This window comes from Nocardia sp. CA-107356 (assembly GCF_050946365.1).
Classification (GTDB): domain Bacteria; phylum Actinomycetota; class Actinomycetes; order Mycobacteriales; family Mycobacteriaceae; genus Nocardia.
Genome location: NZ_CP191992.1, coordinates 9,123,223 through 9,143,431 on the forward strand (window position 1 = coordinate 9,123,223; position 20,209 = coordinate 9,143,431).

14 protein-coding genes are annotated in these 20,209 nt (G+C 64.5%); 11 read left to right on the top strand and 3 right to left on the bottom strand.

The window, feature by feature from the left end; all coding sequences use genetic code 11:
* Positions 1 to 333: 333 nt before the first annotated feature.
* The 8 genes from ACQP1G_RS41335 (at position 334) to ACQP1G_RS41370 (ending at position 9,167) form a co-directional block, all read left to right on the top strand.
* Entirely contained in the window at positions 334 to 1,515 is a 1,182-nt protein-coding gene (locus ACQP1G_RS41335) for a DUF7373 family lipoprotein (RefSeq protein ID WP_433209272.1), read from the top strand.
* Positions 1,516 to 1,522: 7 nt separating this feature from the next.
* Positions 1,523 to 2,725, top strand: coding sequence for a DUF7373 family lipoprotein (locus tag ACQP1G_RS41340; RefSeq protein WP_433195430.1), 1,203 nt, complete (start codon positions 1,523 to 1,525; stop codon positions 2,723 to 2,725).
* A gap of 107 nt (positions 2,726 to 2,832) precedes the next feature.
* On the top strand, positions 2,833 to 4,026 hold the full coding sequence (locus tag ACQP1G_RS41345; protein ID WP_433195432.1) for a DUF7373 family lipoprotein: 1,194 nt from the start codon (positions 2,833 to 2,835) through the stop codon (positions 4,024 to 4,026).
* Positions 4,027 to 4,034: 8 nt separating this feature from the next.
* Complete coding sequence (locus tag ACQP1G_RS41350) at positions 4,035 to 5,228, top strand: DUF7373 family lipoprotein (protein ID WP_433195434.1); 1,194 nt, start codon at positions 4,035 to 4,037, stop codon at positions 5,226 to 5,228.
* 104 nt (positions 5,229 to 5,332) lie between these two features.
* On the top strand, positions 5,333 to 6,448 hold the full coding sequence (locus ACQP1G_RS41355; protein WP_433195436.1) for a DUF7373 family lipoprotein: 1,116 nt from the start codon (positions 5,333 to 5,335) through the stop codon (positions 6,446 to 6,448).
* A 98-nt stretch (positions 6,449 to 6,546) separates the two neighbouring features.
* Complete coding sequence (locus tag ACQP1G_RS41360; protein ID WP_433195438.1) at positions 6,547 to 8,130, top strand: serine/threonine-protein kinase; 1,584 nt, start codon at positions 6,547 to 6,549, stop codon at positions 8,128 to 8,130.
* A gap of 373 nt (positions 8,131 to 8,503) precedes the next feature.
* Positions 8,504 to 8,839: a WXG100 family type VII secretion target gene (locus ACQP1G_RS41365; RefSeq protein WP_433195440.1), complete on the top strand. Its 336-nt coding sequence runs from the start codon at positions 8,504 to 8,506 to the stop codon at positions 8,837 to 8,839.
* A 34-nt stretch (positions 8,840 to 8,873) separates the two neighbouring features.
* Positions 8,874 to 9,167 (top strand): WXG100 family type VII secretion target, encoded by a 294-nt coding sequence (locus ACQP1G_RS41370; RefSeq protein WP_433195442.1) that lies wholly within the window; start codon positions 8,874 to 8,876, stop codon positions 9,165 to 9,167.
* A gap of 69 nt (positions 9,168 to 9,236) precedes the next feature.
* Here the strand turns inward: ACQP1G_RS41370 and ACQP1G_RS41375 are convergent, their stop codons facing one another.
* Both ACQP1G_RS41375 and eccCa read right to left on the bottom strand, forming a co-directional pair.
* Positions 9,237 to 10,682: a type VII secretion-associated protein gene (locus ACQP1G_RS41375; RefSeq protein ID WP_433195444.1), complete on the bottom strand. Its 1,446-nt coding sequence runs from the start codon at positions 10,680 to 10,682 to the stop codon at positions 9,237 to 9,239.
* Entirely contained in the window at positions 10,682 to 14,722 is a 4,041-nt protein-coding gene (gene eccCa, locus ACQP1G_RS41380; RefSeq protein WP_433195446.1) for a type VII secretion protein EccCa, read from the bottom strand. The genes ACQP1G_RS41375 and eccCa overlap by 1 nt, the downstream gene beginning before the upstream one ends.
* Positions 14,723 to 14,896: 174 nt before the next feature.
* On the opposite strand from eccCa, the gene eccD reads away from it, so the two are divergent.
* The 3 genes from eccD to ACQP1G_RS41395 all read left to right on the top strand — a co-directional run bounded on the left by eccD (position 14,897) and on the right by ACQP1G_RS41395 (position 18,680).
* Positions 14,897 to 16,363 (top strand): type VII secretion integral membrane protein EccD, encoded by a 1,467-nt coding sequence (gene eccD, locus ACQP1G_RS41385; protein WP_433195448.1) that lies wholly within the window; start codon positions 14,897 to 14,899, stop codon positions 16,361 to 16,363.
* 76 nt (positions 16,364 to 16,439) lie between these two features.
* Positions 16,440 to 17,846 (top strand): type VII secretion-associated serine protease mycosin, encoded by a 1,407-nt coding sequence (mycP, locus tag ACQP1G_RS41390; RefSeq protein ID WP_433195450.1) that lies wholly within the window; start codon positions 16,440 to 16,442, stop codon positions 17,844 to 17,846.
* Positions 17,847 to 17,906: 60 nt separating this feature from the next.
* Entirely contained in the window at positions 17,907 to 18,680 is a 774-nt protein-coding gene (locus ACQP1G_RS41395) for a potassium channel family protein (protein WP_433195452.1), read from the top strand.
* 4 nt (positions 18,681 to 18,684) lie between these two features.
* Here ACQP1G_RS41395 and eccB read toward each other — a convergent pair whose 3' ends face one another.
* Positions 18,685 to 20,172, bottom strand: coding sequence for a type VII secretion protein EccB (gene eccB / locus ACQP1G_RS41400; protein ID WP_433195454.1), 1,488 nt, complete (start codon positions 20,170 to 20,172; stop codon positions 18,685 to 18,687).
* Positions 20,173 to 20,209: the final 37 nt, after the last annotated feature.

The window sequence follows — 20,209 nt, forward strand, 5'->3', positions numbered from 1 at the left end:
AGGCCGAAGAGCCCGACCAGCGCCGTGGGGCGCTCTCGCTGGGGTCCTGCTTCGTCGCGCCGCGCCGGAACAGGTCCCGGTCTCACCCCGCGCTCCACCGGCGTTTCACCTCTGCACCTGCCCGGCGGCGAGAATGTTGTTGGCCGCATTCGCATCCCGGAACCGGGGCGGCCCGAGCCAAGCGCTGCCCCGGCGTTGGCCGGATAGGGATCCCGGTGCTCGCGGCCCAGGTGAAGTAGGATCCGCCCGGAGGAACGCGAACGGACGGGGTGGGACGTGAGATTCGCCGCGAGGTCGACACTTCGGACAGCAGCGTCCACCACGACGGTGGCGATGCTCGTCATCGGCGTTGTCGCGGGCTGCGCCACCGAGGTTCCCGGTCACGCCGGGCCGGGCATGACCGCGGCGGATTTGAAGAGCCTGAACATCGGGCCCTATCCGCCCGCACCGCAGGACTACACACTCGACGGCTTCGACAAGGACGATGTCTTCCGTATCGAATCCCGGCGCATGCTGGGCTATTTGGTGCTGCCCTACGACGTCGACAGCGAGGTCAGCCATCTCATCGATACCCGTCTGGTGGAGGCGACCAGCTCGATCTTCGACGACGGTTTGATCGGTGTGCTGCCCGGGCAGTATCTACCGGTCGTCGAGCGCAACAATTTCATCGCCGGGGTGTACACCCAGCGCTCCAACGACAGTCTGCGCAGCATCAAGAACCTGGCCATCGCTTTGCTCCGCTTCCCGTCGGACGCCGCGGCACGCACCGCGGCGGCGGAACTCGACCGGGCAACCGATGAGTTCAAGCCGGGGCGGCATCCGGTATCGATCGACGGCTATCCGAATATCCAGGCCTCATCCGACAACGACAAGAAGGGCTACGTCTTCCTCGCGCGTGGTCCGTTCGTTCTGCTGAGCATGGTCACTGTGCCGGAATCGGACCCGAAAGCCCTTGGGGCGCAATTCAAGAAGATGCTGGACCTGCAGCTCCCCGAGCTGGACGGCCTGGTCCCGACACCAGTGGACGATATCCTCGACCTGCCGCTGAACCCCGACGGGATCATGCGACGGACGCTGCCGCCGAGCAAGGAGACGCGGGACTACTCGCGGGACAAATACGTCGGCGTCTATGACGGCATCGGTCAGTTGCACTTCGAGCGCAACGGCCCCGATCTGAAGCGGACGCTGCAGGAAGCCGGTACCGATCTCGTCGCGCAGAACCAGTCGACCCTCTATCGCACTCGTGACCTCGCGGCATCGTTCCGGCTCCAGAACGCGTTGGCGAAGTTGGGCACCGATGACGAAGAGATCAGCAGCCCACCGGGTCTCGCCGACGCGCGCTGCCTGAAGCTGGACGAATCGGAACCGATCTTCAACAGCAAATATCTGTGCATTCTCGTGCACGACCGCTACGTCGCGGTGCTCGGTTCCCAGGGACAAGGTCCCGGGAAATTCGACACTGCGCTGTACCAGGCGACCGCCGCACAATATTCGATCCTGGCCAAGACCCAGTGAGCGCACCATGAACCTTCGATACCGAAATGGCCTGCTCTGCCTCGTAATAGCGGCCACACTCGCGACGAGCGCCGCCTGTGGCGAATCCGACGACCCCGCCCCCGCGGTGGATGTGTCGAAGCTGGACGCCGGAAACTATCCGACGACGCCGCGCGATATCGACAAGCAGCGCACCGCCGAAACCGGTGCGGTGCAAGAGTCCATCCGGCTGGCCGAATTCGTGCCGCTGATGATGGATCTCGACAGTCGCCTGATCTACAACCACCGCCCCTTCTACTTACATCCGTTCACTCCACAGAATCCGCCGCGAAATGGCTGGCTCGGCGGATCCGTCGAGAACTTCTCCGCAGCCGCCCCCGGCCTCGTCGTGGGCTGGACCACCGCTGGGCACCGCAGAAAGGACAACTCGCTCGGGCTCAACATCGACCTCACCCTCCTGCGGTTCTCGAACAACGCGCAGGCGAAGAACGCCATGGACGTGTTCTCCGACGAGAAGAACGACAAATATCCCCGCAAAGGGCCGTTGGCGATCCCCGGCTATCCGAATGCCAAATCCGTACTGAGCCAATACGATGCCGTCGAAACCTGGATCGCGCGGGACGACTACCTGCTCTACACCTACGTCGGCAACAACCTCGCGACCCCACCGGATCCGGCCCCGCTGATCGACTTCACCAAGAAGCTGTTCGACAAACAATTCGAACTGCTGAAGGGCTACACCCCGACGCCATCGGACAAGGTCGCACAGGAACCCGCCGATATCGACGGCCTGGTCGCCCGAACGTTGCCGAACCAGCCTTCTGAGGGATATGCCGACATCACCGGCGCCTACACCCCACACGCCGCCCTGCACCTGGAGGAACGCCCCGACATCACCGAGCGCGCATTCGACGACGCCGAGGTCGACCTGATCGCGCACAGCGACTCCTCGATCTACCGCACCGCGGACTCGGCCGCTGCCGCCCGACTCACCGCGAGCCTGCTCGACCAACTCGCCGGGCTCTTCCAAACCACCGACAGCCCACCAGGTCTCCCGACGGCGAAATGTTCGAAGAAGCTCGACAACGACGCCACCAAGTCCCGCAGCCTCGTCGAATTCATCTGCTACCTACCGTATGACCGCTACGTCGCCGCGATCACCGCCAACCAGCGCCAAGACCTCGACCAGAAGCTCGCGGCGCAGTACAAACTGCTGGCCTTCGACAAGTAGTGCGCCGATCGGACAGGTCGACAGCGGCAAACTGGCCCCGGGTGCTGGTGGCTTGCGTCGAGTAGGATCCCGCGGGAGTATGCGAACGGGGAGGGAACGGGGGAAGTATGAGGTTCAGAGGCGGGTTCGTCGCGTTGCTCGCTGTGGTGAGCGCGGGTTGCGCGACGAGCGTGACGGGGCATCCGGGGCCGGGGTTGACGCCGGTGGACGTGGCGACGTTGAAGACGGGGGCGTACGCCCCGGAGCCGACTGCCTACGACCCCCACATCAGCAGCATTCCCGACATGCGGCTGATCGAAGCGCGCCGGATGCTCAACTATCTGGTGCATCCCTATGAGATCGACAGCGAAATCAGCGATACGTCGAATCAGAAATTCATGTCCGAAGCGGAGTCGATGATCGGCGAGAAGTACTTTCCAGAGAAGTACCGGCCCGCCGCAACGGACAACAACCTCCTTGCCGGTGTGTATGTCGTGGGCAGCAACGACAGTCTCCGCAGCCATAAGAAGTTGATCATCTCGGTACTGCGCTTTCCGACCGACGCGGCAGGTCGTGCCGCCGCCGACCAGTTCGATCAGCTCGCGAACAGTGATCCGGGCCGACATCCGGTGCCCATCCCGGGGCATGCCGACGCCCGAGCATCGTCCGTGGACGACCGAACGGTCATGTCGTTCACTGCACACGGCCCCTATGTGATCGTGGTGAATACCGCACTGCCCCAACCTGACCAGGCCGTGATCGCGGGCAATATCGGAAAGGTCATCGACCTCCAGATCACCCGATTGGACCAGCAGAAGCCCATACCGCTGGACGATCTCCTCGACCTGCCCACTGATCCGGACAGCATCATGCGTCGAGCTCTGCCAGAGGCCCCGGACTACAGCGACCCGTTCATCGGCAAGGCGGACTTCGGCTACTTCGAACCCTCGGGCGAACTGCACTTCGAGCGCAACCCGATCGATATTCAAAAGGCGTTCGAGGAGAGCGGGGTCGATCTGGTCGGCCGCCGCGGGGCGATCATCTACCGTGCGCGTGACCTACCCGGCGCCTTCCACCTGCAGTCCGCGCTGGCCGAGACCGGTAAGAATGACGAAGTACTTGCACCGCCACCGGGTCTTCCCGACGTCCGATGCGTCAAGCTCGATAAGGCGACTGATAACAGGAGTTTCGACCAGTTCTGTGTTGTGGTCCACGGGCGATACGTCGCCGTCGTCGTCGCAAGAGGATTTGCGGGGGCGGTGGACCCGGTGCTGTACCAGCGTGCCGCCGCGCAGTACGCAGTCCTGGCCAAGAGTGAGTGAGTCCGACCATGCGATTCCGACACAGCCTGTACGCCATCATCGTCGTGATCATCGCGGCAACTACTGCCTGCGGTGACAGCCAGGGTACGACCACAGCCGCAATCGACGTATCCAAACTGGACTCCGGAAACTATCCGACAGCGCCACGCGATGTGGAATCAACGCGTACCCCAGACTCGGGGGCCGATCTGGAGTCGGTCCGAATCGGAAACTCGATGCCGCTACCGCTCGATGTGGACGGAAGATTCGCTTTCCAGCGTCTGGCATTGATGGATGGTCGGACCACCCTGAAATCCCCGGCGACCATCTCCTCTATCGATAGCAAAGAATTCCCCGACCTCGCGCAAGGACTTGTCGCCGGGTGGGAATCGACCGGCGAGCGCCGCAAGGTGCTCGGGCTCGGCAGTTCGGTAATCATGGATACCCTCCGGTTCTCCGATGCGGCCAAGGCCGAGACCGCGGCCCGTCGCCTGGCGGATCGTCAGGCCGAGATTCTCCCCGGCGAGGCCATGGCGATCCCGGGGCACCCCACTGCCCGTGCGAAATGGTCTCCCAGAAAACGGACCCTCGACTCATTCCTCGTACACGACACCATGCTGCTCTATGTGTTCATCGATGACCCGGTCAGCGAGCCTGTCGACACCGCGCCGCTGATCGCATTCACCCAGGCGGCGTTCACCAAGCAGATCGAGGCGCTGAAGGCCTACTCGCCCACGGCAATCGATCAGCTCGCATCCCTCCCGATGGATGTGGACGGTTTACTCGGCCGGACGCTGCCGCTCGAAGACCGGCAGAAGACCGTATCCGGAATCGATCGAACGAGGTTGATGACCGGACATGGCGACCTGCATTCCGAGAACCTCCCCGCACTCGCCAAGGCCGCCTTCGATGACGCGGGCGTTGATCTCGTCGCATACTCCAGCGAGAAGATATATCGCACCCGAGATGCGAGCAGCACCGTCCGCCTGATCGCCGCACTGATCGACCAGAAGGCCGATAGATACCGCCCGATCGACGCACCGCCCAATATGCCGGACGTGAAGTGTTTCGACACCAAAGATAAAGGGACCTATTCGACTTCCGCCCCACCGGTGTGTTATCTCGCATACGACAGATACGTCGCGCAGGTTCAGGGAACCAATGTGCAGGAGGCATACCAGAAGGCCGCCGCGCAATATAAGTTACTTGCTTACGGGCGTTAGGGGGAGGCATGAAGCTCGCTACCAGGCGGACGTGCATTCGAACGGCGGCGGTGCTGCTGACAGCCGCCGCACTCGCCACTGCATCCGCAGGGTGCGGCTCGCAGGTGACCGGTCAGCCGGTCCGAGTCGAACCCGACGTGTCGAAGCTCGACGTCGGCAACTATCAGACCAAACCGCGTCAGATCGGTAATGCCAAGAGCGACAAACAGGCTCGAGCGCGCGAGGCACAACGACTTGCCGACTACGTGGCGCTGCCGTACGAAGCCGATCCTTCCTACGTCGAGGACGCTTGGGGCATTGCGACGCATATCGTCCTCAACCGAAAGACTCTCGGCAGCCTCGTCATCAACGACACCTTCGATGACGTCGCGAAGGACCTCGTGGCGGGCTGGGTCAACGCGTGGCAAACCGGTGGCGCGCAAGAAGACAAGCGACGCACGCTGAACATCGCGGTGCTGATGTTCCCCGATGCGCAAACGGCGTCCGCAGTCGGACAAACCCTCGAACACGACGACTTCACCTATAACGTTGACAACCAACCGGTTCCGATCGCGAAGCCGAATACGTATGCGCACTGGCGGCCGGATATCTCCTCCATTGGCTCATGGACGGTGCACGATCGGTACATCGTCTACATCAAAGTGGTGGACGATACCTCGGCACCCAACCTGCCCGCATTGACCTCGCAGGTCGAGAAGATGCTCGATGTGCAGCTTCCGCTGCTCGACAAGTTCCAGCCGACTCCGGCGGGTGAACTCTCGCATATCCCGCTCGACCCACAAGGTTTGCTCGGCCGCACCATACCCAGCAATCCGGAACGACCCATCCGCGCGGAACCCGATGGCATTTTCAGCGGCCGCGGGACGGCGTCGTTGATGAATGCCGGCCCGGAAACACTGCCGGAGTTGGATGAGCACGGCGTAGATCTGGTGTCGTTCGGTGATGCCGTCGTCTTCCGAACCAAATCGCTGAAGGAGGCCGAAGGTCTCTGGACGAAGTGGCAGCCACTGAAGTCCGACCAGAAGCTGGTCGATGCTCCGGCCGGACTCGGAGACCATGTCGAATGCTTCGCGGACGGAGTAACCGAGAAGAATCCGACCGGCTCGATGAATCTGTGTATGTTCCAGGTCGATCGGTACGTTGTGCAGTCGTTCGGAAAGCAGCTGCAGGATCTCCACCAGAAGGTCTCCGCGCAGTATGCCCTACTGCAGAGCAGCTGAGGACAGTGCGGATGCGACTCGAATACCCGCCCACGACTTGCTAGATTTCTGACGGAGGCTCGCGTATCCGGGCATTCGACATCATCGAGGAGGACCGAATGGCGTTGCGGCCCGGCGCAATTGTAGGCGGCTACCGGGTACTTCAAGTCCTCGGCAGCGGCGGCATGGGCACGGTGTATCTGGCCCAGAACCCGATCTTGCCCCGCCGCGACGCATTGAAGGTTCTCAGCGCCGATCTGTCCACCGATGACGAGTTCCGCGCAAGGTTCGAGCGCGAAGCGAATCTGGCTGCCGGACTCGACCATCCGAATATCGTCGCCGTCTACAACCGCGGCGAGGAGAGCGGCCAGCTCTGGATCGCCATGCAGTACATCGACGGAGTCGATGCCGCGGACGAGGCCAAGAAGGGCCCGTCGGCAATGACCCCGCAGCGCGCACTGCGCATCGTGTCCGAGGTCGGCAAGGGACTCGACTATGCGCACCGACGCGGGCTGCTGCACCGTGACGTGAAACCAGCCAACTTCTTGCTTTCCGCTGCCGAAGAAGGCGACGAGGAGCGGGTACTGCTCACTGACTTCGGTGTCGCGAAGTCAGCGGAGGACGGCCAGGATCTCACGGCGACAGGCAATTTCATGGCTACCGTCGCCTATGCCCCGCCCGAGCAGTTGGTCGGAACCAGCCTTGATCACCGCGCCGACATCTACAGCCTCGGCTGCTCGTTCTTCAAGCTGCTGACCGGTCAGAATCCGTATCCGTCGACCATGCCCGCCGTGGTCATGATGGGGCATCTGCATGAGCCGCCGCCGAAGTTGAGCGCGGTCCGGCCGGGACTGCCCCCCGCACTGGACGCCGTAATCGAGAAGGTTATGGCCAAGGACCCGGAGCAACGCTACGCAACCTGCCGCGAGTTCACCCAGGCGGCTGAAGCGGCCCTCTACGGCACCCAATTCCGCGCTCCAGAAGCCGGGTACGCGACCGATGCCCGAGTACCTGTCGCTGGCTACTCGAACCCGTCCATGCCGGTCGTCGGGAATCCGTACCACTCCAGCCCCCAAACCCACACTCCCACTGCCGGATTCACGCTGCGGGAGAATACGGACCAGAGTCTGATCGCGACCAAGCGGAACCACACGGACCGATCGCGCGTCCGCCGCTTCCTGGTACCCGGCGCACTTGTCGTGGTGGTGGTCGCGGCCATCGCGGCCGGAACCTTCTTCTTGACCAACGGCGGATCGGATACCGGCGGTAGTGGCGACAAAGTGGCCGAAGCCCGCAATGCCAATCCGCAATTCGCGGGGAAGACGATCACCGCCTTCAATTTCGGGAACTCCACCCTCTCGGCGGTACTCAACCCCAGCGAGCAATCCAAGTTCCTGCAGAATCTCGGGTTTGTCTACAGCCCCAAATACAAAGCCGTCGGCGACGAGAAGTCACCGCGTGCACTGTCGGCCGCGGGCTATACGACGGACGTCGATTCCGAGGTCGTGATCGTGTTGCGGACCGACAGCCAAGCCGGTAACGGAGGGCTGCGCGGATTGCCGGGCGGAATCCTGTCCAGCAACGCGAAAGTTGTTGTGGTCGACGACCCATCGACCGTGCAGGCGTTCCAGGTGTGGACCGGGCAATCCCAGGATACGTTGGCCGACAAGATGGTTCCGACGATCGCAAAGGTCGTCAAGTAGCACGTCAGCGGTGACCCACGGCGCCTATCGAACTGGGATCAGTCTTGTAGACGCGACACAGCGCTGTTCGGTAGGGTATTCGCAGCCAGCCCACTCGCCAGTTCAGGTGGCCGCGAACAGGGGGAAGGAGGGGATCGGTGTGCTGGTGGCGACCGAGACGACGACATTGCGGTCCGAGACATCCGGGGGGATCTCTGAGGCCCTCCGACCGTGATGTAGCCGGTCGACAACGCTACAGCGCCCGTGTGACGCGTGGATCCGTCAGATTCTTTCGAACTGGATGGAACCGAACGGGCCGAGGACGCGTCAAACCATATGAACGAGGTCAACTCGCACTTGGGATTGACCACAACCAGAACCAGGAGCAGAAGCGATGACTTCACCAGGGAATTTCGCTGCGGATACCGAGGGTATCAATGCGAAGGCGAAGGAATTCCAGGAGCAGCACAACAGCCTGATGATGGCCATCCGGCAGTTGAAGACCGACGAAGACAACGTGACGAACGGCGCCAACTGGCAGGGTGCGGCCCGCGACGCGTTCAACGCCTTCATGGAGCGCTACTACTTCCAGGCCGACAAGATGAACGACCAGCTGATGGAGACCTCTGAGAAGCTGCTCAAGATGAGCAACTCGTTCTCCGATCAGACCAACGACTTCGCCTCCAAGGTGCAGGCCCAGGTTTCCAGCCTCGACCTGCCTGCGGTCTAAATTCCCAGAACCACGCAGCATAGGAGTCTGAACAATGAGCAGCAGCAAGCCGATCTCCGCTAATTTCGATGGTGTTGCCGACGGCGCGCGTCAGATCATCAACCGTGCCGAGACCATCCGGAACGAGCTCGAGGCGTTCGAAAAGAAGGTCAAGGCGTTCTTCGACACTCAGGGTGGTCAGGCGAAGGATGCCTTCGACCAGTACCAGACGACCTGGAACCAGCACGTCGTACAGCTGAACACGACCCTGCACGGCGCCGCGCAGCTCGTCGACAAGGGCAACTCCGAGCTTCAGGGCACGGACACCGCCCTGGCTGGCCTCTTCTGAGATTCGACTCGGAACCATTCGTGCCCCCGGCAGTTGCCGGGGGCACGAATTATCTGTGGGAACTGCGATTTAGGGACTGGTCTGCATGGACGCCGCGAACTGCTCGCAGGTCTGCGCGATCGACTCCCAGCCGCCGAAGTATTGGCATCCGGCGCTGACCTGAAGTCCGTGCTCCACCAACACATGCCAGTTCACGGTTGAGCCATCACCGGGCTGTTCGGTGTAGGCCAGGCCCGATTTACCGCCGAATACGACGTCACGCTTCAGTTCGCTGACCGAGCCGCTCGGCCGCTGCTTCATCTGGGCCTCGCGGTTCGCCGCGACCTGCTCATATCCGGTGCCGGCGGCGACCGGAGTCTGGATCACGGTGATGCGCATCCGAGTTCCGTCCGATGGGACGAGATCGACCCGCTGCTTGCCCGGGTCCGGCGTCTGCGCGAAGCGCCAACCTGTGGGCATCTGGAAGCGCACGCGCCCAACAGTTTCCGATGATTTGGTCGAGGTCGATGGGTGCACGCTGGTCGATGGCGAAGTGGTACGTACGGATACGGATGTGCTCGTGGGTGAGGCGGTAGGTTTGTCATCCGAGCCACCGAACGCGAACACCGCACCGACGGCGGCAGCGGCCACCACCGCGACCGCGGCAACGGCCCCCAGAACGTACACCTTGGTATTGCGGCCCGGCGGCTGCATGGCCGCGGCCCGCTGGCGCAGCGGCTGCATCCATTCCGTGGTCGGCAGTGGCGTGATCCCGGGCTGGTACTCCGATTCCGGTCGTGGTCCACGCACCAGGTCCGCGCCCGCGATCGGACGGACTTCGACCGCAGGTCCGCAGAACTGCTGCGCCGTCGATCTGATCAGATCCAGCTTTGCCGGATCCGAAACACCCACCGCCTGAAGGGCATCGGCGGGCTGACCGGCGAGCAGACGATCGAGGAGTGCGGCCAGCTCGTCGAACGCACCCGCATCCGGTGCGACGTCGGATATCGCGAGATTCGGTTCGTGCTCGCACGATTCGATGTGAATGCCCTCATGGCTGCGCACGACAGCGGTCGCGGTGGTCGACAGCGGACCGAACTCCAACACGACCGTGCGCCTGCTGCGCGCGGCGCCCGCGTCGGCGGCAACGGCGCGAACGGCCATATCCTCGAACACCACATCGGTGGTGAAGCGACGAACGGCATTGTCGATCACCGCCCGTCGGCGACTACCCCATTCGGTGGGGCATACGACCGTCACGCGCTCGCACGGAATCGGAACGCCCAAGTTCTGCATCACCGTGCCGATCACCGCGGCCATTGCCTCGGCGATCGCAGGAACGCGCGGAAGCAGGGCTATCCGGTCCGCCGCCACGAACTGGAGTGCGGAGCTCACCTGCGTCGGCGGCGTAAGCGATTCGCCGACAACGAGATCCCCGTTGCTGCCGAGCACCACCGAGGGCGGCGCGTCCCAATGGGTGGCCGGGCCGCACGCCCAGACGCGGGTATCGGTCACTACCAGATCGACGCTTGGCATCACTCCGCCGGAGGCATCCATGCCAGCTGGATCAGACCCTCGCTGTTACGCGTGACGTAGGTACCGCGGCCGGGCGGTTTGATGCCCGGCCGCGTGGCACCGAACAGCACACCCTCATCCTTATTGCAGCTCATGACCAGCGCCGCTGATCCGAGGTCCTTCATCCGCGCGACCGTTGCCTCGTACAGCGCACGGCTCGCGCCACCGGAGCGTCGCGCGATGATCACGTGGAAACCGAGATCTCGAGCATGCGGCAGATGCTCCAACAGCGCCGCCACCGGGTTGCCGCTCGAGGAGGCAACCAGGTCGTAGTCGTCGACGATGACGAACAACTCCGGACCGCGCCACCACGAGCGATCGCGCAGCTGCTGCGGTGTCACGTCGGAGCCCGGCGTCCGCTGGGCGACGTAGCCGGCGAGATCGGCCATGTTCTGGGTGAATTGCGGTGCGGTGGAACCGTATCCGGCGAGATAACCATCCGGTACCAGTCCCAGCATGGTGCGCCGGTAGTCGCCCAGGATGAAGCGCGCTTGGTCGGGTGTGTTCGAGGCGGCGATGCCCTCGACGATCGAGCGCAGCAGGGTCGTCTTACCGCTTTCGGTATCGCCGATGACGATGAAGTGCGGGCTCTCGTTGAAGTCGAGGTAGACCGGCGCAAGCTCGGCTTCGTTGATGCCGAGCGGAATTCGCATGCACTTGGCTTCCGAATGGACCTGCGAAGGCCAGTTGCCCGCCAGCTGCAGCAATTGCTCGCGCGGCAACATCTCCGGCAGCATCCTGGCCGCCGGAGCGGGGCGTCCCGGGGTGAGCCGGGCGATGGCCGCCACCGCGTCTGCGACGGCTTGGCCGAGGTTCTCCTGGGCGGCGCTGCCGTCGATGCGCGGCAGACCGGTGAGCATATGCAAGCACTCCGGCGTCATACCGCGACCGGGGCGGCCCTGGGGTACCAAGGCGGCGAACTTGCGCCCCAGATCGGAGTCCATCGGGTCACCGAGGCGCAGTTCGATGCGGGTGCCGATCTGATCCTTCAGAGCCGGGCGGGCCTCGGCCCAGCGGGCGAGGGCGATGACAACGTGCACGCCGTACGAAAGGCCTTGTACGGCAAGGTTCATGATGGGCTGCTCGAGTGCATCGAAGTCCTGTCGGATCGAGCCGAAGCCGTCGATCACCAGGAAGACGTCGCCGAACGGATCCTCGTGCGCCCCAGTGGCACCGGGGCTGCTGGCCGGATCCATGGCGCGTAGGCGGCGGAATTCGGTCATCGATTCGATGCCGAGTTGGCGGAAGCGGGCCTCGCGCTGGCGGACGATGGTGGTCATTTCCGCGATGGTGCGGCGGACCTTGTCCTCGTCCAGGCGGCTGGCCACCGAACCCACATGCGGCAAACCTTCCAGGCTGGCCAGGGTGCCACCACCGAAATCGAGGCAGTAGAACTGCACCTGTTCGGCGGTGTGGGTGAGGGAGAGGGCCATGATCATGGTCCGCAGGGCGGTCGATTTACCCGACTGCGGACCGCCGACGACGGCGACGTTGCCGCGCGAGCCCGACAGGTCGACGACGAAGGGGTCGCGGCGCTGGTCGTAGGGGCGGTCGACGATGCCCATGGGGGCGCGCAGGGTGGCGATGGCGGAGTATTCGCCGGTGAGGACGCTGCGCGGAATGAGCTGGTCCAGAGTGGGGGGCTCGTCCAAGGGCGGGAGCCAGATCTCGTGGGCCGGGCGGCCGTGGCTGCGGATGCGGGAGGCCAGCATGTTGAGGTTGGAGACCTGTTCGCCGTCTTCGGACTGCGGTTCCGGATCGTGCGTCGGCTCCGACGGCAGCGGGACGCGGTCGATGGCGCGGAAGTCGACGTGGGTTGCGGTGAAAGGGCGTGCCTTGATGTCGATTTCGCCGCCAGCGACACCGGCCTGGGTGACCTCGCGCTGCGAGCCGCCACCGACGTAGGGGCCGGACACATAGGCGGCCTGGAAGCGCTGGATCTCGCCGGAGTCGGACTTGAGGTAGCCGCCGCCGGGAATGCCGGGCAGGTTGTAGGCGTCGGGGACGCCGAGGACCTGGCGGGATTCGTTGGCGGAGAAGGTCTTCAGACCGATGCGGTAGGAGAGGTGGCTCTCCAGACCCTTCAGCTTGCCTTCTTCGAGGCGCTGTGAGGCCAGCAGCAGGTGCACGTGCAGTGAGCGGCCGAGGCGGCCGATCATCACGAACAGTTCGGCGAAATCCGGGTGCTGGGTGAGCAATTCGGAGAACTCGTCGAGCACGACGAACAGCGCGGGCAGCGGGTCGAGGTCGGCACCAGCGGCGCGGGCCTTCTCGTACTCGGAGACATTGGCGAAGTTGCCGGCTTGGCGCAGTACCTCCTGGCGGCGGTTCATTTCACCGGCCAGCGCGTCGCGCATACGGTCGACGAGGTCGGCTTCCTCTTCGAGGTTGGTGATGACGGCCGCGACGTGCGGCACACCGTCCAGACCGAGGAAGGTCGCACCACCCTTGAAGTCGACGAGCACGAGGTTCAACTGGTCCGGTGAATGCGTGGCCAAGAGGCTGAGCACAAGCGTGCGGAGGAACTCCGACTTACCGGAACCCGTTGCGCCGATGCACAATCCGTGCGGGCCCATACCGCTCTCGGCGGCTTCCTTGATATCGAGTTCGATGGGCGCACCATCTGCGCCGACGCCGAAGGGCACGCGCAGCCGCTCGCGGCCGTAACGCGGACGCCAGGCGTGTTCGGGATTGAATGTGCCGATATCGCCGAGCTTCATCAGCTGGGTCCAGGTCGAGATCACCTCGGCGTCATCGTGTTCGGCGTCGCTGCTGCGCTGGGTCGCGGCGCGATACGGGGCGAGGCGGCGCGCGACCTGCTGGGCCTGCTGCGGGCTGATCCGGTCGATGAGCGCGAAACGCTCCTGGTTGCCGGTGGCGCCGCGACCGACGCATTCACCGTTCTCGACGACCATCTTGATACCGCGCGAGACGGCCAAACGCGGTGCGTAACCGCATAAGTCGATGATGGTGACGCCCTCGTAGCCGGATTCCCGAAGTTGGTCTTCTTCGGCCTCCAGCAGGCCGCCGTCGACGACGATGACGATATGCACCAGATTCGCGTTGGCGGGCTGGTTGCGGGAGTAGCGAACGCGGTTGGCCAGCAACGGATGCAAGCCGGCGGTGGCCTCCCGGATCGAGCCGTAGAACATGCGTTGGGTGCCGATGCCGTCCTGCGCATCCGGATGCTGGGTGTGCGGCAGCCACTTGGTCCACTCCCATTCGCGGGCGGTGTCCGGACCGCAGACGACGGCGATCAAGACCTGGTCCGGCGCCTGGAACATGCACAGCTGCAACAGCATTGCGCGGGTCATATCGCGGGCCTCGGCGCGGTCGCCGTCCAAGGCGATGGTCGCGAAGCCCTTGACCGCGATCGCGGTCGGCAGGTCGGGAACCGTCGAGTGCGCGCGCACGAAACGGCGCAGCGAGACCGCGGCGATCGGCTCCAATTCCTCGACCGGGCCGGTCTCCGGCGCGACCAGACGGGTGGCGAGTCGCTGCCCGCCGATGCCGATGCGGGCGTGGCAGAAGTCCTTGTCCCCGGCGCGCCGTTCCCACATGCGGGAAGTCCCGGCCAGCATCCAGATCAGGGCCGGTTCCGGGTGGCTCCACTCGACCGAAGCGCGCTGCTGGGCGGCGGTCTGGTCGACGTCCTTGCGGACCTGGTCGAGGTAGCGCAGGTAGTCCTTGCGGTCCTCGTTCGCCTCGGCCGCCTTCTGTCCCTTGCCGCCACCCTGACCGGCGAACATGCCGACCATGGAGACGACCATCATCATCGGGAACATCATGCTCATCGGATTCGATGCGATGCTGCCGCCCTGGGTGAACAGCAGCGCCATCATGCCGACCATGCCGACGACCATCACGACCGGCATCAGCTTCGATACCAGGCTGCCCGGTGTCACCCTTGGGATTTCGGGCGGCGGCTGCAGCGTGACCTCGCCACCGGGCGAGCGCGGCATCTCACGACGCGCACGCCGCTGGAACCGGACAGTACTCATCGGACGAGATCCCCCTCTTCGCAAGCTGCACTTTTTCGGCCTCAGTGTAGAGGGCACAGCTGACATGTCGTACAGTTCGACCAGCATTCTGCTGCCCGAACGGTGGGTTCGCAAGCTCGGCCCCCTCGCCTACGGGACGCGGAAATACGAGGTAGAGACCGAGTTGGGGGAAGCTTGACGCACGCGCGACTTGACCACATCGACGAAGAATCCTCGCGCGGCATCGTCCGTGCGCCCGACCTTGCCAGGGTCACGATTCTTGCGAAGCACACTCAGGTTGATATGGCGATTCCGGTCGATGTGCCGGTCGCACTGGTGATCCCGAGTGTCGTCGATATGGTCGCTCAACACAGCCGCACCAATGATTTCGACAATGAGGGCGAGCGTTTCGAGCCCGCGGAATGGGTGCTGGCGCGCATCGGCCATCCCCCGTTCTCCAATTCACTGAGCCTCGGCGAGCACGGCGTGCGCGACGGCGAACTGTTGATGCTGGAGAGCGCCTCGCACACCGCGCCGACGCCACTGTTCGACGACATCATGTACAACGTCGCGATCGCCGACGCCGATCACTACCGCAGCTGGACGCCGAAGCTGGCGCGGATAACCGGTTCGGTACTCGCCGCACTCACCATGATCGTCGGCTGCCTCGGCCTGCTGCTGTCCAAAGATGCTCTGCCGGGCTGGGTTAGCGGTTCGCTCGCGCTGACCGTGGCGATTCTGCTCGTGGTCGCGGGCATGGTGCTCAGCAGGATGTACGGCGATACCTCGACCGCGCTGGTGCTCGGCGGCTGCGCGCTGCCCGCCGCGTTCACCGCCGGAATGCTCTTCGTGCCCGACGACTACGGCTGGGCACATCTGCTGCTCGGTTCCGTATTGGTCGGTGCGACAGCGATTCTCGCGTGGCGCGTCACCGGTGTCGGGCTTGCGCTGTTCATCGGCGCTGCCACGCTCGCGGTGTACCTCGTCCCGGCCGGTTTGGTCGGCGTGCTCACCGATCAGCCGGAGAAAGCCATCGGCGCGGTCGTCGCCGCGCTCGGCCTCGCGGGTCTCTCACTCGCACCGCGGGTTTCGATGCTGCTGGCGAGCCTGCCGTTGCCGCCGGTGCCCTCCCCCGGCACCCCGATCGACCCGACCGAGGACGATCCGGACGATCACCGCGCGCTGCCGACCATGGATGCGCTGCGGGTGAAGTCGGAGCGGGCCCGGATGTACCTGGCCGGACTGGTCTCGGCGACCACACTGGTCTCGGTGGCCGGTGCACTGGCGGGCACCGATCCCGGTGCGGAAGATCCGTACTGGCCCGGCATCGCTCTGGCGCTGGTGACCGCGGTGGTGTTGATGTTCCGCAGTCGCACCTACGCGGGCGCGGAGCAGGCTGTGGTGCTGATCTCGGGCGGCGCATCGATCGTGCTGATCATGATGGTCGGCGTGGCCATCGGCATGGAGCAGCCGCTGGCCGTCTTCGGGGCGGCGATGGTCGTGCTGATCGCCGCGCTGATTCTCGGCATCATCATTCCGAATCAGTCCGCGACACCGCCGATGCGCCGTGGCGTGGAACTGCTGGAGTACGCGTTCGTGGGCGCCGTACTGCCGCTGGTGTTCTGGGTGGCGTCGCTCTACTCGCTCGTTCGCGGACTCTGAGCGAGCGCAGCGAGTGAACAATAAACACAGCCGGCAGCCTGGTCATGCCGGAGCCGAGCGCCAGCGAGGCGCAGGCATGAGCAGGCATATGCGCGTCGCGGCTGCGGTCGCGGCGTTGGGCATGAGCGCGTCGTTGGGGCTCGGCGCCGGCGCCGCGTCCGCGGATCACCCGCCCACCGTGAACCCGGGTCTACTTCCTGCCGGTGATCCGGCGGCGCCGCCCGAAAAGACCGAGCGGCCAGCGAATTCCGATTGTTCCAACACCGTATCCGGTGGTGAGGGCGCGACGACCCCCACCGCCCAGCGCTCACTCGATCTGGACAGCGCGTGGCGGTTCTCCAAGGGCGAGGGCCAAACGATCGCGGTCATCGACACCGGCGTCGCACGGCATCCTCGCTTGCCCGGACTGATCGCCGGTGGCGACTTCGTGGCCAACTCGGGGGACGGCACCGAGGACTGCGATGGGCACGGCACTTTCGTCGCTGGCCTGATCGCCGCGTCGAAGGTTGACGGGCAGGGGTTTTCGGGTGTCGCGCCGGAAGCGCGCATCATGACGATCCGCCAGACCAGCAGGATGTACCAGAAAGAGGGCAGGTCCAGGGAGCGCAATCCCGACGATCTGCCCGAGGGCTACGGCAATCTGGCCACCATGGCCTCGGCGATCCGGCGCGCGGCCGATGCGAACGTCAGCGTCATCAATATCTCCGAGGTGTGGTGCGGCTCGTCCAATGACGTCGACGGATCCATCGGTGCGGCAGTGCGATACGCGACGCTGGAGAAGAACGTGGTCGTGGTCGTCGCCGCCGGAAACCAGGACGGCTCCTGTAAGACCGAGCAGCAGATCATCGATCCGCTCAACCCGTCCGCCGATCCGTGGAGCAATGTCAAGGTCAATGTGAGCCCGGCCCGCTGGGACGATTACGTGCTCTCGGTCGGCTCGATCGATGCCAACGGCGCACCGTCGAAGTTCACCGTGCCGGGCCCGTGGGTGAGTGTGGCCGCGCCGGGCGAGAATATGGTCTCGCTCGATCCACGCGGGACCGGCACCGCCACCGGCACCGTGAGTCAGCAAGGGCAGCAACAGGCGATGAGCGGGACCAGCTTCGCGACGCCATTGGTATCCGGTGTCGTCGCGCTCGTGCGTGCCCGCTTTCCGGAGATGAGCGCGCTGGATGTGGTCAAGCGGTTGCAGGCCACCGCACATGCGCCCGCCGAGGGATGGAGTCCGTACATCGGCTACGGCGCGGTCGATCCGGTTGCGGCGCTGACCGATGAGGTGAGCAGCGCGCCGCTGCCGCCCAAACGGCCGAGCCCGGCCAGAAGCGCCCAGCTCCCGGTGCCCGCACCGACGCCGCCAGCGGACAACCGGGCCCGCAATGTCGCGCTGATCGGTACCGGGATCATCGGCGCCGCCTTGGTTCTCGGCTACCTGGCCTCGTTCCCGATCCGACGCCGCTTCGGCATCAAATCCGACGATATGTAGCGTCGTGCTGGCAAACGGCGGTACATAGGATGTCGCACCCCATCGATACAGGTAGTTCCCATGATCCTGACGCGCGCAGCCGAACACGACGGCGGACAACCGAACCGTAGACAAGCCTGGGAACACGCCACCGGTATCCCGATGCTGGTGCTGGCCGTGCTGTTCATCTGCGTCTACGCCTGGCATGTGCTGGACACCGGTGCGTCACCGCGACTGGATACCTGGCTCGAACGGGTCGACATCATCATCTGGGCGGTATTCGTCGCGGACTTCGGCGTCCGGACATGGCTGTCGACCGATCGCTGGCGATTCGTACGGACCCACCCGCTGGAATTGCTGATCGTTTTATTGCCGCCGTTCCGGCCGGTGCGGCTGCTGCGAGCCGCGCTGTTGGTGCTCGATACGCTCAACCGCAATCGGGTGACCCGGGCGCGGCTGGCGATATTCGTCGGCACCAGTTCGGCACTGACGCTGGTGCTGTGCAGCCTGGCGTTCTTCGATGCCGAATACGGTGCGCCCGACAGCAAGATTCACAACTTCGGTGACGCGCTGTGGTGGTCGATGGTGTCGGTGACCACGGTCGGCTACGGCGATGTGTATCCGGTAACCGTGCACGGCCGCCTGATCGCGCTGATATTGATGACGCTGGGCATCGGCCTGATCAGTTTCGCCATCGGCACCACGACCAGTTGGGTCATGGAGCAACTGAAGGCCGTCGAGGTGAGCGCCGACCGCACCGATCGGGAGATTACGGTGCTGGTCGACGAAATCCGCGCGCTACGAACCGAGGTCGCCGCATTGCGGGCGGCCTCGATGCCGGTCGATAACGAATAGTCGCTCAATTCGCCGAGGCGACAGGCGATTTCGACGGCGACGGGTCCGCGGCGACGCCATCGTGGGCAACCATGGCATCTGCGCGGGCCAGGCTCGGACCGGCCGCGAGCAGGCCGACGATCGGCCATGGTGCGGGTTCGGCTTTGGTGCCCGAATCCGTATCCATGCCGAGCGCCTTCTCCGCATCGGCATCCTTGACGCCGTACCGGACACCGGTGTCGGCGATGTAGAACTTGCTGTCCTTGCGGCGGCTGTCGAGTTCGATGCCGGTGGTCTGGACGAACGCACCCGTACCCGGCGGAATGTAGACCGAGTCGGCATTGGCACCGGAACCGTCCGCCTGGGCCAGCGGCACCAGTTTGGCCTTATCCGGAATCGGCAGTGCCACACCGGTCACCACCGACAGCTCGGCGCGATTGCCACCGTCCTTATTGTCGGCGGCGGCGGCCAGTGGCTTCCAGGACAGGCAGCTGATCGGCTGGTCTTTGTAGTCGACGATGGACGGCACGGTCTGCGGATACATGCCGACCTGCAGTACGTTCGCGACCGGCGCATAGGTCTTGTCGGTCTGGTCGACGACGTCGTTGCTCGACATCGAGCGATACCGGTTGCGGATGATCTCGGCGGTCACCGGCGAGATCTGCTGCAGACCGTCCTGCAGTACAACGTATTCCGTATTGGGCTGTGCTGGCACATGCACCACGTCGCCGATCCGGTGGTTGCCGACCGAGTAGCTGACCGCACCGCCCGGGTTGTCGATCTTGGGCGGAATGATCTGCAGCACTTCGGGAATCGTATTGAGCAGGCCCGCACCGATCGGCCGGGCAGTCGCGCCGGTGATCTTCAGCGCGTCGGTGACGGCGCGGTCCTTGAGGTCGACGCGGGCGCGCTTATTGTCGTACACCAGGTACGTCGCGTCCTTGCCCTGCACCAGCAGCGCCCGGTCCTTGCCCATGACCGAGGCCTTCTCGCCGAGCGAGAGCTCACCGGCCAGTACCGAAGTGGTGAAATCCTTACTGCCGTCGACCTTCAGCTGGTCGCAGACGGTCCAGATCCGCCCCTTGCCGTCCTTGTCGAAGCGCAGTGCGGAGGGCGCGCCCGGGATGCCGATCAGCTGTCCGCGCGCCTTCTTGCCGATCTCGGATTCCTTGACAATGACGGCCTTTTCCGGTGAACCGGCGGCCAGCCGGGCCGATGCCAGGTTCAGCGTCGGATGCACCACATCATTGATCACCACGTAGACAGCGCCGGATTCCTTGCCGATCAGGATCTTGCTGCTGCCGATCTTGTCTTGCGGGCGCAACAGTGCAAGCACGCCGCAACCGGCCAGCACCACGATGGCCATGATCAGTCCGGCCGCGTAGGCACGGGACTGGGAGCGCATCGGATCGTGCAACATTCGCACATCCCGACGGACCAGGGCGTGTTCCATCCGGCGGACCAGGAAGCGGTAGCCGCTCACCTGCCAGCGTGTAGTGGGTTTTGAAGGCATGTTTCCCTCCCCGAACAATGCTCGCGTTCGCGGAACA